We start from the raw sequence: 14,302 nt of genomic DNA, 5'->3' as shown, positions 1-14,302 counted from the left end.
CGAGCACGACATCCGAACCGATTCAGCGGCACGACGACGGCCCCGAAGATCATCGACCTACCGACCGCGGCATCGATCAACCCGCCTATCGAGGAGGACCGAGCTCAGACCGCCGCATAACTCCCGCTGGACTCATTCACCTTGACAAACTCCGGCGGGCTGGTCAGCGGTCCGTGCTACTGTGCCGACCGGGACCAGCCGCACCTCCGGGGGGATAGCAGCATGACACCACAGCCGAACAATCCGCTCAACCTCGTCAACCTCGCCGAAGTCGTGCAGAAGGCGGAGAACGCGCAGGCGCGGACGTCCACCGCGGACAGCAGGTTGGCGAACGCGGGGCACGGTACCGACCCCGACTACGTGACCACCGATGACCGGTTCCAGAGCATGACTCTCGATCAGTTGGTTCAGGCTGTGCACGGCGAGGGTGGGCTCGATCCGAGTGGTTTGCTGGGGCAGGCTGGAGTCTGGAAAGAGGGCTCTACCGAGGTACTCAACCTGTCCGCGTTCAACCTGCTGGGGATGACTCGGCTCTTCAACGAAGGTCAGTGGCAGGGGGTCACGGCCGATGCGGGTCAAGCCGCCACCGAGGCGTTCGCGAGGGCGCTCAACGAAGTGGGGCAGGTGTTCGGGTCGGTGGGTAACCGGGTCGAGGCGGTCGGGTACGCGGCCGAAGCGGTGAAATTGGCCGTGCAGCGGCAGCCGGTCTCGGTGGGAGCTCTCGACCCGGACGATCCGGTGCAGTCGATCCTGCCCGGTTTGAGCAATCCGGCGACCGACGAGCAAACCAGGGTCGCGCAGGCGGCGGCACGCGATGCGACGATTCAGGCGCTGGACACGACTTACACGCCGGTGTTCCCGCCGTCTGGGGCCGGGGTACCCGCCTACGTCGACATGCCGACGACCGGTGGTAGCCCAGGTGCTGACGATCCCGGCGCCGGTGGACCGAACGGCGACAACAATGGTCCCGGCGCCGATCAGGGCACTCCCCAGACCGACGATCCGGCGACTACACCCGAGCCTGCCGACACCGACGACTCACCGCAGGACAGCGGTCAGCCATCGGATGACGACACGGGCGGGAGTCAGGACGCCGAGGATCCCTCGACCGACCCGTCATCGACTACGCCCGCCGGGACGACTCCGGCGGGTACTCAGCCGGCGAGCCCGAGCGGTACCCCCACCGGCACCGGGCCCGGATCGCCGAACGGTGGCGGCCCCGGCGCCGGATCGCCGGGCATCGGGGGACCAGGCGGAGCCGCTGGTGGCAGCCCGGGCGCCATTCTCGGTCGCGGTGTGCCAGGGGCCGGCACGGCCGCAGGAACTGGTACCGCCGCCGGCGCGGGGAGTAGCGCGGGCACCGGAATGCGTCACGGGATGATGCCGGGAGCGGGTGCCGGTCGCGGTGGGAAGACCGAGGAATCCGAGGAGCATTACGCGCCGGAGTACTTGCGGGGTGTCCAGCCGGAATGGACCGACGGCATCATCACCTACGGTGGTGTGCTGGGCGGCGAGGTAGACCTGATGTCCGACGCGGAACCGTTCGCGCCGACGCGGTTCTGCGACGACGGCGGCTACAACATCGACGGAAGTTCCACGCCAACAGGCGGTTTCGTCGTCAGCTGCCGTTCCGCAGGATTCCACCCGAGAGCCGGGCACGACTGTTTCCACTACAGCTGCGTCGATTCCAGCTACTCGGCACGGACGGCCGGAAGTGTCTTCGGCACCCGGTGACTCGGCGACCTCGACTACGCCAGCGGCCGCTGACACCGGCACGGGCGAGCAGGCTGCCGAACAGTTCTTCGAGCACTCCGGCGTCGGCCCGGTCATGGACGACGCGCCGGCATCGGCAGAGCAGACTTTCACCTACGAGGGCACGGGTCCGGTCATGGATGCCGCGGAGAGTCCGGCGGCACCCGCCGATGAGCAGTTCTTCCAGCACTCCGGCACTGGCCCTGTCATGGACGATTTCCCAGCGACGGCACCGCGCCAGTGACCATCCGCCAATCGTGGGTGTTCAGCCCTGATGAGTTCGCCTGGCTGTGGTCCGACGCGGGGCTCGACCGGTATCTGGATCCGATCGCGATCATCGAAACCGCCGCCACCGCAGACGAATACCACCAGTTGGTCCAGGCTCACAGTGTCCGCTTCCCGCGCGGAGCTGTCGACGATCCGCGCCCAGCACTGCGCGCGATCGCCGAGGCGAATATTCGTATCACTGCCAGCGGCCGGATACATCGAACATCCGATCGTGTCCGGTCGATCGCCGCCGCGACGCCGGGGCTCAACGTCATCGTGACCCAGAATTCCTCGACCGACCCGGATTTCGGTGGCGACGTGCGGCTGGCAGTCGTTCCGCGTGGCGACCTGCTGCGATACTTCTCGTTGACGCTTCCGGCAGCGGCCGCTGGACGCGCGGAGCAGATGGTCGGGTACACACCGCGCATCCGTGGAGAAGCCGAACCGTCGTCGTGGCGCGTGGCCGCCGACGGGCGTTCGCCGGTGGAGGAGCGGATTCGCGCATTGCTGCGACTGCCGCGTTCGGCCGAGGGCGCCTTTCGAATAGATCACTCTCGTTCGACCCAGCCGACCTATATCAGCTGGGTCGATGTTGCCGATGGCTACCGAGCGACCGGTCGGTATCTGATCACCGTGAACGAAACTGGAACGGACACAGTCGTTCTTCCGGCCGGCATCGAGACGATCGCTGCGGAGCTGCGCCGGCGACTTCAGCCCGCGTAGCCCGTACTGCGCGGGATCGGGTCGGATTAGGCTTCGCTGGTGGATGGCCGTCCAAGCGCGGCGTGCGCAGACGGGCATCGAGTCAGCCGGATGCGACCACGCCCCGGTCACGGTGCACAGCGCTGAACTCCCGCGATCAGAGGACCAACAGGTTCGACGCATCGGCCTGCCGGACGGCAGTGGTCGAGATCGCGGTATCGAATGTGACGAATCTGCCCCCCTCTGCGGTAGCGATTGCCAACAAGTAGGCGTCGGTCAGCTGACGATGACCGTGCAGCCGGCTGCGATCGATCACCTTGTTGTCCAGCAGGCTGATCGAACAAGGCCAGAACTCGTGATGTGGTGTTCCGGCCGCGCGTTCGAGTAGGTCGATGGCTTCGACAACGCTGGCCGCGTTCGGATACTTCGGCTGGCTCAGGATCCGAACGAATCCGTTCTCGGTGATCGCGCACGACGCCCAGCCGTATTCGATCTCGGCCTCCAGCCAGCGCCGGGCCCTTGTGTGGTCGATGTGGTCTTGGTCGAGCAGTGCAAGGAGGACATTGACGTCCAGCAGTGCTCTTTTCACACATCCTCCTCGTCGCGGAGCTGGTCGATCAGGGTGTTGGAAATCGTTGCTCCGCGCCGGGGGAGTGGTTCGAAACCGTGGAAAGCCGTGGCGCTCTCGCGACGTGGCGACGCGGAGCACGACAAGGCCTTCCTTGCCAGCTCGGACAGGACCTGGCCGGTAGTTCGGTTCTCGCGACGTGCGCGCTCCTTGACAGCGAGAAGCACATCGTCGTCGATCGCTAATGTGGTGCGCATGCATCTGATGCTAGTGCATCAACTGCCCGTCTGCCAGGCGGTTCAGGTCATGGTGGCTCGAGGAGCTGGTCGGGTGTCGTCACGGGCGTACCCGCTTCGGCAGGTGTTTCCATGGTCACGCCGAGGCCTCTGTTCTCGACGGACCTGCAGCCGGTGCGCTTGGCGCGATACGTCGACCATGGGCGGTCGATTCGATGACGTAGGTTCTTCGCCATGATGGATAGCGGTGTCACCGATTCTCACGATCAGCGCTGGGTCGGCCGCGCACCGAGGGCGGCGCGGTTCCGGTGAACATTTCGCGGAAGACGGTCGGGCTGATCGGTGGGCTCGTTCTCGTGCTGGTGGCCGTCGGGCTGTCGCTGTTCGGGAGTAAGAGCGAAACCACGACCACGCAGCCGGTCGCGGGGGTCACTTCGACCGCGCCGAAGCCGGGTGGCACCATCGCGCCCAAGGTGACTGCGGGGAATTCGTCTGCGGCGCCGGTCACCAAGGTAGCGGGGGTGCCTGATCGGGCCTATGCCACGCTCGTCGAGATCGATGCGGGGCGGTGGCCGGGTTCGGCGAACGCGCCGGGGACCAAGGGGGGTGAGCAGTGGATGAACCGGGGGACCAAGCTGCCCCGCAAGGATTCGGCGGGTAATCCGGTGAAGTATCAGGAGTGGGATGTCAATCCCAAGCAGCGCAACCGGGGGCGCGATGCCGAACGCATCGTCACCGGTAGTGACGGCTCGGCCTGGTACACCGGCGACCACTACGAGACCTTCACGAGGATGCGCTGATGACGTCGCGAATGCCGCTGTCGCAGTTCCTCGCTCGTCCCGCCGCCGCCGACGCGCCGGCCGCGCCCCGGCCGGTGTTCGGCGCGCTGGCGGTGGATGCCGCCCAGTTCAGCGGCGTGCGCTACGACGCACCCGCCGACTACCGCGTGCGCGAGCTACGCGGCCCGAAGATGCGCACCGTCGCCGCGTTGTTCGACGAGTTCGCCGCGGCCTTCCAGTTCCCGTACTATTTCGGCGCCAACAAGGACGCCTTCGACGAATGCCTGCGCGACCTGGATGATTTCGTGGGTGACGCCCCCGGCTACGTCGCGGTGATCCGGTCCGCCGCCGAACTACTCGCCCATCAGCCCACCGAGCGCGGATGGTTCGTCGGCGCGGTCGAGGATTGCGCTGCCTATTGGGCCCGCCGCGATGTGGTGTTCCGGGTGGTGCTGCAGGGCGAACCGGGCGCGGTCGGCGGCGCCGTCGCGCTGATCGACCGACCGATTCCATAGGGCTGCCCATGTCGGACGCGCGCGGCGTCGCCGACAGGGACGGTGCCAGCGGAATTGAGGTCTGCCCCCATCTGTTCGGGCCCCCTAATGTCCTCACCGTCGTGGTCTGTGGAGGCCGTGACGGTGAGGAGAGACAATGAAGCGAGTATTGGCGAGTGCGGGCATCTGCGCGGCGATCATGACCGCCACCACCGGGATGGCCGCGGCCAACGCGCAGCTGAGCCCGCAGATCTATGCCCAGCCCGCCGCGGTCGAGCAGATCGCCGGTCCGGTCGGGTCGACCGAGGATTTCCCCGGTGTCGCGTTGCTGCGGGCACTCGGCCTCGGTTCCTCGCAGCCGTGCGACGGCATCCAGCTCGACATGTGCTCGCCCTTGCCGGGCGCGGTGGCGCGGCCGATCGCCGACAGCGGGTCGGCGATCCTGTCCGACGACTTGGTCCTGACCATCAACCAGGCGATTCGCTGGCTGGCCAACGGCTCGTCTGAGCCGTGCTACGGCCCGGTCGGAATCTGCTGATCGGCTGAGGCCGCGGCTCAGCGGTGGCGGTCGGCCAGATCGTCACCGAGCAGGACGAAGATCTCGGTGATCTGCTCGATCAGTTCCGCGCGGGTGAGGTCCAGGTCGCCGGCGAGCCAGGTGGTGAGGGTCTGGGTGAGGCCGCCGACCAGGTAGATCGCCCGGAAGTCGACCAGGTTCTGTGGGATGTCGCCGCCGTAGAAGCCGATGCCCTCGGCGGCGACGAGGCGCGCGAAGGCGCGCACCGTCCGGGCGGTGCGCGCCTGGAGTTCCGGTGTCGCCATGCCCGCGATCAGCGCGGTGCGCGCCTTGCGTGGATCGTCGATGAGCACCGCGATGCCCGCGTCGATAGCGGCGTGCGCCTGGGCGCGGCTATCAGCGGGTGCGGCGGCCAGCGCCGCGGCGATGGCGGTGGCGAGCTCCTCGGCGATTCGGTCCAGCAGGGCGGCGAGCACCGCGTCGCGATGCTCGAAATTCTCGTAGTAGTAGCGCTCGTTGAGGCCGGCGCGGGCGCACAGTCCGGCGACGGTGAGCTTGGCCTGCCCGTCCTCGGCGACGATCTCGAGCGCCGCGTCCAGCAGCGCGGTGCGTCGTTGCGCCTTGCGCTGCGCCGCCGAGACGCCGCCATACGTCCGTTGTGCTGTCACGGCTTCCATTCTGCGTCCTGTCGCCTGCCTCAGGTCTTTTGGTAGTGACTCTTGCCAGATTATCAAATCTGGGGGATTCTATTGCCAGATGCACTCGACGAGGAGGCGCAGCATGGCCGCACGGCAGGGCGAACCCGGATATTTCGCCGACGATTCGATGATCCGACGCGTGATGAGCAAGCGCGCCGTCGGCCTGACCTACGGCGTGCGCGCGCTGGTGATCGGCGCGGTGCATCCGCTGCTGTTCGTCGGGACCAGCGAGAACACCGCCCACCGGGCCACCCCGTACACCCGCCTGGCCATCACCGGCGCGATGTTCGAGGCGGTCTTCCTGGGCAGCAAGGCCGAGGCCGACCGGGCGCTGGCGTTCACCCGCCGCAAGCACGCGCCGGTGGTCGGCGCCCTGCCCGAGGACGCGGGCGCGCATCACCCCGCGGGCACCGCCTACTCGGCCAACGACCCGCACCTGATGTTCATGACCATGGCCTTCACCTTCGACTCGGCCGAGGCGATGTATGACCGGCTGGTCCGCGAACTCACCCCCACCGAACGCGAGGACCTCTACCAGGACTATGTCCGCTGGGGCGAACTGTTCGGGATGCCGCGTACGGCGGCCCCGGCCGACTACCCGGCCTTCCGCGAGTACTTCGACGGCTACCTCGGCTCCGGCGAACTGTTCCTCACCGACGAGGCCCGGCTGGTCGGCTCCTACCTGGCCGGCGTGCGCAAGCCGTACCGGATGAACCCACCGGCGCAGCAGGTCGGCGCTGCCCTGTATTCCCTGGTCCAGGGCAGCCTCCCGGAGCGGATCAAGCAGCTGTACGGGATCGACTGGAGCTTCGCCGACGAGCTCGCCTATCGCACGCTGTGCCGCAGTCTGCGCACCGCGCACCGCACCCGGCCACTGGCCCCGCGCGTGTTCACCGGTGCGCTGGCCGGGCCGAGTACGCCCTCGTATCAGCTGCTGGCCAAGCGTGAGCGGCAGTTCGTGCGGGCGGGCAAGCCGAGCATGCCAGGTGTGGATCCGCGCAACTGGGTGGAGCGCAATTCCGCTTGAGCGGCATGGAAAGATCGGGGTATGTCCAGTCCTGCCCCGGCCGCGACGGCCGAACGCAAGCAGCGGGTGCTGTCGGGCATCCAGCCCACCAGCGACTCCTTCCACCTCGGTAACTACCTGGGGGCGTTGCAGTACTGGGTGACCATGCAGGACGACTACGACGCGCTGTACTTCATCCCCGACATGCACGCGATCACCGTCAGCCAGGATCCCAAGGCGCTGCGCGGACGCACCAAGGCCGCCGCGGCCCAGCTGCTCGCGCTCGGTATCGATCCGGCGAAGTCCACCCTGTTCGTGCAGAGTCAGGTGCCCGAGCACGCCGAACTGGCCTGGGTCCTGAGCTGCCTCACCGGTTTCGGTGAGGCGGGCCGGATGACCCAGTTCAAGGACAAGTCGGTCAAGCAGGGCGCGGAGAACGCGACCGTCGGCCTGTTCACCTATCCGGTGCTGATGGCAGCCGACATCCTGCTCTACCGTCCGCACCAGGTGCCGGTCGGCGAGGACCAGCGCCAGCACCTGGAGCTGACCCGGAACCTGGCCCAGCGCTTCAACACCCGCTTCAAGAAGACCTTCGTCGTACCCGAGCCGCACATCGTCAAGGGCACCGCGAAGATCTTCGATCTGCAGGATCCGACCGCGAAGATGAGCAAGTCGGCCTCCAGCGACGCCGGCCTGATCAACCTGCTCGACGACCCGAAGGTCACCGCGAAGCGGGTGCGTTCGGCGGTCACCGACACCGAGCGCGAGATCCGCTACGACCCGGAGCACAAGCCGGGCGTGAGCAACCTGCTGGTCATCCTGAGTTCGCTGACCGCGACCCCGATCGTGAACCTCGAGGAGAATTTCGCGGGCAAGGGCTACGGTGATCTCAAGGCCGAGGTGGCCGACGCGCTGGTCGAATTCGTGACGCCCGTGCAGAAGAAGGTGCAGGAGTATCTGGCCGATCAGGCCGAACTGGACCGGATTCTCGCGGCGGGCGCCGAGCGGGCGCGCGAGATCGCAGGCAACACACTGGCTCAGGTGTACGACCGGGTAGGCTTCCTCACTCGCTGACCCGTCGCGCCCCTGAGGTTTTCGCTGAAGGGGCGCGTGTCATGCAGGTCGTCGACAACATCTCGGCCGCGGTCGAGAAGCAGATCGGGCGCAGGCCCTGGCTGGATCATCTGGTCCGGGCGGGCGGCCGGTTCCAGGACAGTCGCGGTAACTTCTTCGCCGCGGGCATCACCTATTTCACGGTGCTGTCGCTGTTTCCGTTGCTGATGGTCGCTTTCTCGGCGGCCGGTTTCGTGCTGGCGGGGCATCCGGAGTGGCTGGCCGAGTTGCAGGACAAGGTCGTCGAGACGGTGCCGGGTTCCTTCGGCGATCAGATCAACGACCTGATCGACCAGGCCATTCGTTCGCGCGGCACGGTCGGTGTGCTCGGTCTGCTGGTCGGTCTCTACACCGGTCTCGGCTGGATCGCCAACCTGCGCGCCGCGCTCACCGAGCAGTGGGCGAGCAAGAGCCCCGACAAGCCGTGGTGGCGCAGCAAGCTCTCCGATCTGGGCGCGCTGATCGGTCTCGGGCTGGCGTTCGCCGTCTCGCTGGGGTTGTCGGCGGTGGCGGCGGGCGGGCTGGGCCGGAAGGTGCTCGAGCAGTTGGGGATGGACCATCTGACCGGCGCGGGGGTGTTGCTGACGCTGCTCTCGGTCGCGCTCGGCCTGCTGGCCTCCTGGGCGGTGTTCGCCTGGATGATCGCGCGGTTACCGCGCGAGCCGGTCTCGCTGCGCAGTGCCGCGCGCGCGGCGGCGCTGGCGGCGATCGCTTTCGAGGTGTTCAAGCTGGTCGCCGCCTTCTATCTGCAGATGGTGCTGTCGAGCCCGGCCGGGGCGACCTTCGGTTCGATCATCGGCCTGATGGTGTTCAGCTACATCACCTACCGGATCCTGCTGTTCGCGACCGCCTGGGCGGCCACCTCCGCCGACAACGAACGCGCCGCGAGCATCGCCCCGCCGAACCCGGTGGTGATCCGGCCGCGCGTGGTCGATCGGGGTGTCTCGACCGGTGCGGGCGCGGCCTATTTCGGTGCCGGGGCGGTGGCCGCGCTGGCGCTGCTGGTGGTGGGCAGGCGCCGCTAACGCCGCCGGATCAGCCTGCGTCCCCACAGCAGTGCGACGACGACCACCAGTGGAATGCCGATCATCGTGGCCACCCGGGCGCCCTGGTGCGCGGACTGTTCGACATCGGGTGCGCCGTCGGCGCGCGGTGGGGGTGAGGCCAGTGGCACGCTGGGTTGCACTGCCGCGCTGCCGGTCTCGGGGAGTTTGCCGATCCGGGCGTCGGTGTCGAGGGCGAAGCCGTAGTCGAGCAGCCGGGCCGCTTGGGCCCACGGCCGGATCGGGCGGACGTCGGCCTGGAGCAGGGTGACGGCCAGCCGGTGCCCGTCGCGTTCGGCGGCGGCGACGAAGGTCTGGCGGGCGTCGTCGGTGAAGCCGGTCTTGCCGCCGATCGCGCCCTCGTAGTTGTAGAGCAGCTGGTTGTCGTTGGCGATCGGGAAGCCGGGGTGATCTTTGTCGTCGGGGATCTTCGGGTCGGCCGGGTAGCCGGGGAAGTCGACCTGTTCGGTGTGGATCAGTTCGGCGAACAGCGGGACGCTCATCGCCTCGCGGAACAGTACCGACAGGTCGTAGGCCGAGGTGCTCATGCCGGGGCCGTCCAGCCCGGACGGGGTGGCGGCGCGAGTGTCCATCGCGCGCAACGACTTCGCCACGTCGTTCATCTTCGCCACGGTGGCCTCGTCGCCACCGAGCTGGGCGGCGATGGCGTGGGCGGCGTCGTTGCCCGAGCACATGATCAGGGCCTGCATGAGCTGGCGGTTGGTGTAGCGCCCGCCGGGGCCGATGCCGACGCGGGTGCCTTCGACATCGGCGTCGGCCTGGGTGCCGATGACGACCTTGTCCAGGTCGAGTTCGCGCAGCGCGACGATGGCCAGGGCCACCTTGATGGTGGAGGCGGGCCGGTAGCGGCCGTGCGGGTCCTTGGCGGCGAGCACCCGCCCGGTGTCGAGATCGGCGACCAGCCACGAGGTGGCGGAGATGTCGGCGGGCAGCGCCGGGGCGCCCTTGGGCGTGACGACACCGCATTCGCCCATCCGTTCGCCGCCGATGGCGGGGGAGGGGACCGGCAGCGGGCTCGGGGTCGGCTCGCCCGGCGCGGGCACCTCGGAGGTGTCGATCGGCGCGGGCGGCAGTGTCCGCTGCGGGCAGCTGTCGGTGTTCGGGGTGCTGAACGGGGGTGTGGTGGTGCTCGACCCGCTGGTGGGTGGGGCATACGGCTCGGCGGGCGGGGTGGCGAGGGCGGGAGCTGCGGCGATGGCTGGAGCTGCGGCGATGGCGGCGACCGCGGCGAGCGCGCCGAACGAGCAGGCGGCGCGCGCGCCGTGTTCACGGATCTTCATCACGTGGCAGCCTAGCGAGCTTTCGCGCCGGCACAACGCGAGGAACCGACGGCACCCGCCGCAGGGTGGCCGCGGGCGCGATGCTCGCCATCGCGCCCGCCACCGGCGATGAATGTCACCGGCGCCCTGGCATTCCTGCCGTTCGAGGATCGGGCCTGATCACTCCGTCTTGCCGCGCTGGATCGGGCAGCCGTGGGCCAGCGGGCCGAGCAGCTGGCTGTTGTCGTAGAAATGCTCGAGCTCGACGATGCGCAGGTCCTCGCTGACGCGCGCGATGGTCACGCCGAACATCTCGATCTGCTCACCGGTGGGCTGGTGGCCCTTGTACTCGCCGTCGTACTTGCCCCAGTGCCGCCACCGGAAGCTCACCGTCGGCGGGCCCGACAGCACCTCGAGCACCTCCCAGAAGAAGCCGCCGGGGAAGGCGGTGTGGAAGATCTTGTGCGAGGACTCGAAGGTCTCGTCGGCGGACTCGTAGTACGGGTTGTCGCCGATGAGGATGTTGTAGCTGCCGATCCGGGCGAACTCCTCGGCGTCCTGCCAGACCCCGCCGTTGACGCGGCCACGGTACTGCTCGGCCACTACCGAGAGCCAGGTCGCCGGGTCGGCCTTGTGCGAGACCTCCATCTCGAAGACCTTCACCAGCTCTTCGACGATTTCCTCGAGTGATCCGGGCGCGTGCTCGGCGACCCGTTCACGCGGGATCACCTCGTGGCTGAGGTGGTAGTCGGGAACGTTGCCACGCCACTGGTCCGGTGTCGCCGCGGCGATCACCGCTTCCCGGCCCTGCAGCCACAACGGGGCTTCCGGCGCAGGTTCGGCGGCATGTGTATCGGTCACGTCCACAGTCATTTTCGGTCTACCCGACCCTTTCGCAAAGCTTGAAGAACCGGTCGAAAGTAACAGTCGACCGGTCGCCGATGCCCATCGGGATCTCAACATGTGAGATGTGCGAAATTGTGAACTGTGTTCTGTGACAATGTATTCGGAGTTTGCTAAGAAACTGCGTGCGGATGATGACCGAGGCGCGCCGGTGTCTCGTCGTCCATTGTCGCGAAGAATTCGCCGAGCACGTCGACGAGCTGGTCCACCGAATCCGCGCAGAACAGCACCGGCTGGTAGTGGGTGATGTCGTAGGCGATGGTGCCCATCGCGGCGACATCGAGCGGACGTAGCTGCGCGTGCCGGAATTCATCGATCTCGCCGTAGGACGACAGCAATCCCGCGCCGTAGCAGCGAATTTCCCCGGCCTCGCGCACGACCCCGAATTCGAGCGAGAACCAGAACACATCGGCGAGGAATTTCAGTGCGGTATCGGTGTCCAGCCGGGTGACCGCGGCGCCGACCGTTTCGTAGAGCGCGGCGAAGCGCGGGCTCGCGATCTGGGTGGCGTGGCCGATGATCTCGTGGATCGCGTCGGGTTCCGGGGTGTACAGCGGTGCCGAATGGTGGCGGATGTACTGGGTGGAATGGAAGGTGCGCTGGGCGAAGGAACCGAAGAACTCGCGCAGCGGGACAAGTCCTGCGGCCGGCACGTAGCTGAAACCGGTCAACGGCCCGAGCAGGGCCGACACCTCGTCGAGCTGCGGGATGTGATCGCCGGGCAGCGCGAGGCGCCGCGCCGCGTCGCGCACCTCGGCGCAGGCGTACACGGCGTGTTTGCGGGCCAGTTCGGCCGAGGCGATCCGCCACACGCCCTGCTCGTCGTCGGTGTAGTCGATATGCGGGGTCGGCCCGCCCGGTGTGTAGTCGAGGGCGAGCGCGGCGATGGCATTGCGGCGCGCGCGGTACTGCTCGTCGCCGACACCTGGGTGATCGGCGCTCAGATGCACCGTCACGTCGCCGTCGCGCTCGCGCGTCACCGGCGAGTACAGCTGTGCCTCGGTGAACATGCTTCCAGGCAAGCACCGCGGAGCCGCAGCGACAACACGGAAGCGCACAACTGCGCAAACTGCACAGTTCGGGCGTGGTCACCGCCCTGATTCCGACGATCACCAGCGCTTTCCACCACGCATTCTGTCGCAGGTCACCGCGCTGCGGCCGGTTTGCTGTGTGCGGTTGCGAAGGCCGGATTCGGTAACGAGCCGGTGAATCCGCGCACGCGCGCGCGGACCATCACGCAAGATTGCGTTCGTAGGCGAGGAGGATGTGTGCGAACCCTGCGGATAGATCTGGACCAGCAACTGCTGGCCGCTGCTGCCGACATCATGGGCACTGCCGACAGCAACGCTACTGTCAACGAGGCGCTGCGCCGCATCGTGGTGCACGAACGCCAACTACGCAATCTGGAGCGCCTGATGGCAGATTCGATCTTCACCACAGAATCGACCGCCTGAGACTGTTGGCTGAGCGGTAGCTCGAATCTGTCGGTGCCCCCTGGCATCATCGGTGTCGTCGCCGATCCACGGGGGGAAACGATGTCGGTACCGATCGCCAGTCTGCCTGTCGCGCAACGTCCACGTGAGCGCTTGCGCCTGCTCGGCCCGCACGCGCTCAGCGACAGTGAATTGCTCGCGCTGCTACTCGGGCAGGGTACTCGCGGCCGATCCGCGCTGGAGGTCGCCGCCCAATTGATCGGCGACTACGGCGGATTGGCCGAACTGGCGGCCGCGCGGCCGGAGGAGCTCGCGGCGCGTGCGGGCATCGGGCCTGCCAAGGCGGCCACGGTGGTCGCCGCCTTCCACCTGGGCACCCGTTCGCGCACCAGCGCCGACGCGCTGCCCCAGCTCACCGCCCCCGACGGCATAGCCGCCGTCGCGCTCCCGCTGTTCGCCGGTGCGCGGGTGGAACGGCTGCTCGTGCTGATCTGCGACACCCAGAACCGGTTGCGCCACCGCGCTTTCGTCGCCGAGGGCGCCATCGACCATGTCGCCGTCCCCGTCCGCGAAATACTCAACACCGTCCTGCGCCACGACGGACGCGCCTTCGCCGTCGTCCACAACCACCCCTCCGGCGACCCGGAACCCAGCATCGACGACCGCCGCGCCAGCACCCTGCTCCAGCAGGCGGCCGCCACCGTCGGCCTGCGCTATCTCGACCACGTCGTCATCGCGGGCGACAGCTGGGCCACCGCGGCGCCGCTGGTCTAGCCGGTGGGACGGTCGAAGCCCGCGGAGTGGGCGAGGTCGGCGAGCATGGCGTCGAACATGATCTCGGGGGAGGCGAAGGGGATGGGGTAGTTGCCGAAGACCTCGAGTGTCACGTGGCCGAACAGGCGGGCCCAGGTCTGCACCATGAGGTAGGTGGCGCCGAGATCGAGCTTCTCGGCGGGGAACTTCTGGCCGGTCTCCGACAGTACGGTGAGCAGTTCGGTCTGGAAGTCGAGGAGATCGTCGCGGAGCTCGGCGGGGATGGTGTCGCCGGGCGGGGTGGCGATGTCGAATCCGGCCAGCAGCCGGCCAGCGGCGGCCAGGAAGATGCGGCCGAACGGCTCGTCGAAGCGGCGCATGATCGTGCGCTGATCCGACGGTGCCGCGAACACGAGGGTGAACTCGCGCGGATTGGCCAGCGCCCAGCGACGGAAGCCACGGCAGATGGCCAGGAACTGCGCGGCGCTGTCGTCGGGCAGCTGGTCGATCTCGGCGGACAGGAACGCGGCCAGGTCGGCGCAGAATTCCAGGCGCAGCCGCTCGACCAGCTCGTCGCGCGAGGCGTAGTGGCGATAGAGGGCGGGGGCGGTGACGCCCAGCTCGCGGGCGATCGCGCGCAGGGTGACGCCGTCGGGGCCGTTGGTGGCGAGCAGGGTGCGCGCGACGCGCCGGATGTCGGGGTCGGTCACCGTGGGTGCCCGGCCTCTGGTCCGTGTTCGCTCCGCGGTCACCCGGCC

At 68.1% G+C, this 14,302-nt stretch carries 18 protein-coding genes; 11 read left to right on the top strand and 7 right to left on the bottom strand.

The window, feature by feature from the left end; all coding sequences use genetic code 11:
- Window positions 1-222 precede the first annotated feature (222 nt).
- From ACFXK0_RS19245 to ACFXK0_RS19235, 3 genes are read left to right on the top strand one after another with little or no spacing between them, the layout of a single operon-like run.
- Window positions 223-1,734 carry a hypothetical protein gene (locus ACFXK0_RS19245; protein WP_379411834.1) on the top strand — a complete coding sequence of 504 codons (1,512 nt, stop codon included), beginning with the start codon at window positions 223-225 and terminating at the stop codon, window positions 1,732-1,734.
- Window positions 1,715-1,996, top strand: a complete 282-nt coding sequence (locus ACFXK0_RS19240; RefSeq protein ID WP_379411833.1) for a hypothetical protein — start codon at window positions 1,715-1,717, stop codon at window positions 1,994-1,996. Before ACFXK0_RS19245 ends, ACFXK0_RS19240 begins: the two co-directional genes overlap by 20 nt.
- Window positions 1,993-2,742 carry an ESX secretion-associated protein EspG gene (locus ACFXK0_RS19235; RefSeq protein WP_379411831.1) on the top strand — a complete coding sequence of 250 codons (750 nt, stop codon included), beginning with the start codon at window positions 1,993-1,995 and terminating at the stop codon, window positions 2,740-2,742. The genes ACFXK0_RS19240 and ACFXK0_RS19235 overlap by 4 nt, the downstream gene beginning before the upstream one ends.
- A 136-nt stretch (window positions 2,743-2,878) precedes the next feature.
- Here the strand turns inward: ACFXK0_RS19235 and ACFXK0_RS19230 are convergent, their stop codons facing one another.
- Window positions 2,879-3,310 (bottom strand): TA system VapC family ribonuclease toxin, encoded by a 432-nt coding sequence (locus tag ACFXK0_RS19230; protein WP_379411830.1) that lies wholly within the window; start codon window positions 3,308-3,310, stop codon window positions 2,879-2,881.
- Window positions 3,307-3,546, bottom strand: a complete 240-nt coding sequence (locus ACFXK0_RS19225; RefSeq protein ID WP_379411829.1) for an antitoxin — start codon at window positions 3,544-3,546, stop codon at window positions 3,307-3,309. The genes ACFXK0_RS19230 and ACFXK0_RS19225 overlap by 4 nt, the downstream gene beginning before the upstream one ends.
- A 287-nt stretch (window positions 3,547-3,833) precedes the next feature.
- Between ACFXK0_RS19225 and ACFXK0_RS19220 the strand changes: the two genes are divergently transcribed.
- The 3 genes from ACFXK0_RS19220 to ACFXK0_RS19210 all read left to right on the top strand — a co-directional run bounded on the left by ACFXK0_RS19220 (window position 3,834) and on the right by ACFXK0_RS19210 (window position 5,336).
- Window positions 3,834-4,325: a ribonuclease domain-containing protein gene (locus ACFXK0_RS19220; RefSeq protein WP_379411828.1), complete on the top strand. Its 492-nt coding sequence runs from the start codon at window positions 3,834-3,836 to the stop codon at window positions 4,323-4,325.
- Window positions 4,325-4,819, top strand: coding sequence for a barstar family protein (locus tag ACFXK0_RS19215; RefSeq protein ID WP_379411826.1), 495 nt, complete (start codon window positions 4,325-4,327; stop codon window positions 4,817-4,819). Before ACFXK0_RS19220 ends, ACFXK0_RS19215 begins: the two co-directional genes overlap by 1 nt.
- A gap of 136 nt (window positions 4,820-4,955) precedes the next feature.
- Window positions 4,956-5,336: a hypothetical protein gene (locus ACFXK0_RS19210; protein WP_379411825.1), complete on the top strand. Its 381-nt coding sequence runs from the start codon at window positions 4,956-4,958 to the stop codon at window positions 5,334-5,336.
- Window positions 5,337-5,353: 17 nt separating this feature from the next.
- On the opposite strand, the gene ACFXK0_RS19205 is transcribed toward ACFXK0_RS19210, so the two are convergent.
- Complete coding sequence (locus ACFXK0_RS19205; RefSeq protein WP_379411823.1) at window positions 5,354-5,992, bottom strand: TetR/AcrR family transcriptional regulator; 639 nt, start codon at window positions 5,990-5,992, stop codon at window positions 5,354-5,356.
- Between the two features lie 103 nt (window positions 5,993-6,095).
- On the opposite strand from ACFXK0_RS19205, the gene ACFXK0_RS19200 reads away from it, so the two are divergent.
- From ACFXK0_RS19200 to yhjD, 3 genes are read left to right on the top strand one after another with little or no spacing between them, the layout of a single operon-like run.
- A complete protein-coding gene (locus ACFXK0_RS19200; protein ID WP_379411822.1) occupies window positions 6,096-7,040 on the top strand; it encodes an oxygenase MpaB family protein in 945 nt (314 codons plus the stop codon).
- Between the two features lie 21 nt (window positions 7,041-7,061).
- Complete coding sequence (gene trpS / locus ACFXK0_RS19195) at window positions 7,062-8,093, top strand: tryptophan--tRNA ligase (RefSeq protein ID WP_379411820.1); 1,032 nt, start codon at window positions 7,062-7,064, stop codon at window positions 8,091-8,093.
- 41 nt (window positions 8,094-8,134) lie between these two features.
- The gene (gene yhjD / locus ACFXK0_RS19190) at window positions 8,135-9,157 is read left to right on the top strand and encodes an inner membrane protein YhjD (protein WP_379411819.1); all 1,023 of its coding nucleotides are present in this window, start codon (window positions 8,135-8,137) and stop codon (window positions 9,155-9,157) included.
- Here yhjD and ACFXK0_RS19185 read toward each other — a convergent pair.
- The 3 genes from ACFXK0_RS19185 to ACFXK0_RS19175 all read right to left on the bottom strand — a co-directional run bounded on the left by ACFXK0_RS19185 (window position 9,154) and on the right by ACFXK0_RS19175 (window position 12,368).
- The gene (locus ACFXK0_RS19185) at window positions 9,154-10,476 is read right to left on the bottom strand and encodes a D-alanyl-D-alanine carboxypeptidase family protein (RefSeq protein ID WP_379411817.1); all 1,323 of its coding nucleotides are present in this window, start codon (window positions 10,474-10,476) and stop codon (window positions 9,154-9,156) included. The genes yhjD and ACFXK0_RS19185 overlap by 4 nt on opposite strands.
- 159 nt (window positions 10,477-10,635) lie before the next feature.
- A complete protein-coding gene (locus ACFXK0_RS19180) occupies window positions 10,636-11,316 on the bottom strand; it encodes an ester cyclase (RefSeq protein ID WP_379411816.1) in 681 nt (226 codons plus the stop codon).
- A gap of 155 nt (window positions 11,317-11,471) precedes the next feature.
- Complete coding sequence (locus tag ACFXK0_RS19175) at window positions 11,472-12,368, bottom strand: phenylalanine 4-monooxygenase (RefSeq protein WP_379411814.1); 897 nt, start codon at window positions 12,366-12,368, stop codon at window positions 11,472-11,474.
- Between the two features lie 258 nt (window positions 12,369-12,626).
- Between ACFXK0_RS19175 and ACFXK0_RS19170 the strand changes: the two genes are divergently transcribed.
- Window positions 12,627-12,812, top strand: coding sequence for a type II toxin-antitoxin system VapB family antitoxin (locus ACFXK0_RS19170; RefSeq protein ID WP_379411813.1), 186 nt, complete (start codon window positions 12,627-12,629; stop codon window positions 12,810-12,812).
- 81 nt (window positions 12,813-12,893) lie between these two features.
- On the top strand, window positions 12,894-13,565 hold the full coding sequence (locus ACFXK0_RS19165; protein WP_379411812.1) for a RadC family protein: 672 nt from the start codon (window positions 12,894-12,896) through the stop codon (window positions 13,563-13,565).
- On the opposite strand, the gene ACFXK0_RS19160 is transcribed toward ACFXK0_RS19165, so the two are convergent.
- The gene (locus ACFXK0_RS19160) at window positions 13,562-14,296 is read right to left on the bottom strand and encodes a TetR/AcrR family transcriptional regulator (RefSeq protein WP_379411810.1); all 735 of its coding nucleotides are present in this window, start codon (window positions 14,294-14,296) and stop codon (window positions 13,562-13,564) included. The two genes, ACFXK0_RS19165 and ACFXK0_RS19160, sit on opposite strands and share 4 nt — an antisense overlap.
- Between the last annotated feature and the right edge of the window lie 6 nt (window positions 14,297-14,302).

The sequence above is a fragment of the Nocardia sp. NPDC059177 genome (genome assembly GCF_042755165.1).
Taxonomy (GTDB): Bacteria; Actinomycetota; Actinomycetes; order Mycobacteriales; family Mycobacteriaceae; genus Nocardia.
The sequence above is the reverse complement of the archived record's forward strand: the minus strand, read 5'-3'. Positions and strand labels throughout refer to the sequence as shown.

Bases quoted from the DNA above. Each gene is read 5' to 3' on its own strand.
- ACFXK0_RS19245 (WP_379411834.1), top strand. From the start codon at position 223: ATGACACCACAGCCGAACAATCCGCTCAACCTCGTCAACCTCGCCGAA.
- ACFXK0_RS19225 (WP_379411829.1), bottom strand. From the start codon at position 3,546: ATGCGCACCACATTAGCGATCGACGACGATGTGCTTCTCGCTGTCAAG.
- ACFXK0_RS19215 (WP_379411826.1), top strand. From the start codon at position 4,325: ATGACGTCGCGAATGCCGCTGTCGCAGTTCCTCGCTCGTCCCGCCGCC.
- ACFXK0_RS19210 (WP_379411825.1), top strand. From the start codon at position 4,956: ATGAAGCGAGTATTGGCGAGTGCGGGCATCTGCGCGGCGATCATGACC.
- ACFXK0_RS19205 (WP_379411823.1), bottom strand. From the start codon at position 5,992: ATGGAAGCCGTGACAGCACAACGGACGTATGGCGGCGTCTCGGCGGCG.
- ACFXK0_RS19200 (WP_379411822.1), top strand. From the start codon at position 6,096: ATGGCCGCACGGCAGGGCGAACCCGGATATTTCGCCGACGATTCGATG.
- trpS (WP_379411820.1), top strand. From the start codon at position 7,062: ATGTCCAGTCCTGCCCCGGCCGCGACGGCCGAACGCAAGCAGCGGGTG.
- yhjD (WP_379411819.1), top strand. From the start codon at position 8,135: ATGCAGGTCGTCGACAACATCTCGGCCGCGGTCGAGAAGCAGATCGGG.
- ACFXK0_RS19185 (WP_379411817.1), bottom strand. From the start codon at position 10,476: ATGAAGATCCGTGAACACGGCGCGCGCGCCGCCTGCTCGTTCGGCGCG.
- ACFXK0_RS19175 (WP_379411814.1), bottom strand. From the start codon at position 12,368: ATGTTCACCGAGGCACAGCTGTACTCGCCGGTGACGCGCGAGCGCGAC.
- ACFXK0_RS19165 (WP_379411812.1), top strand. From the start codon at position 12,894: ATGTCGGTACCGATCGCCAGTCTGCCTGTCGCGCAACGTCCACGTGAG.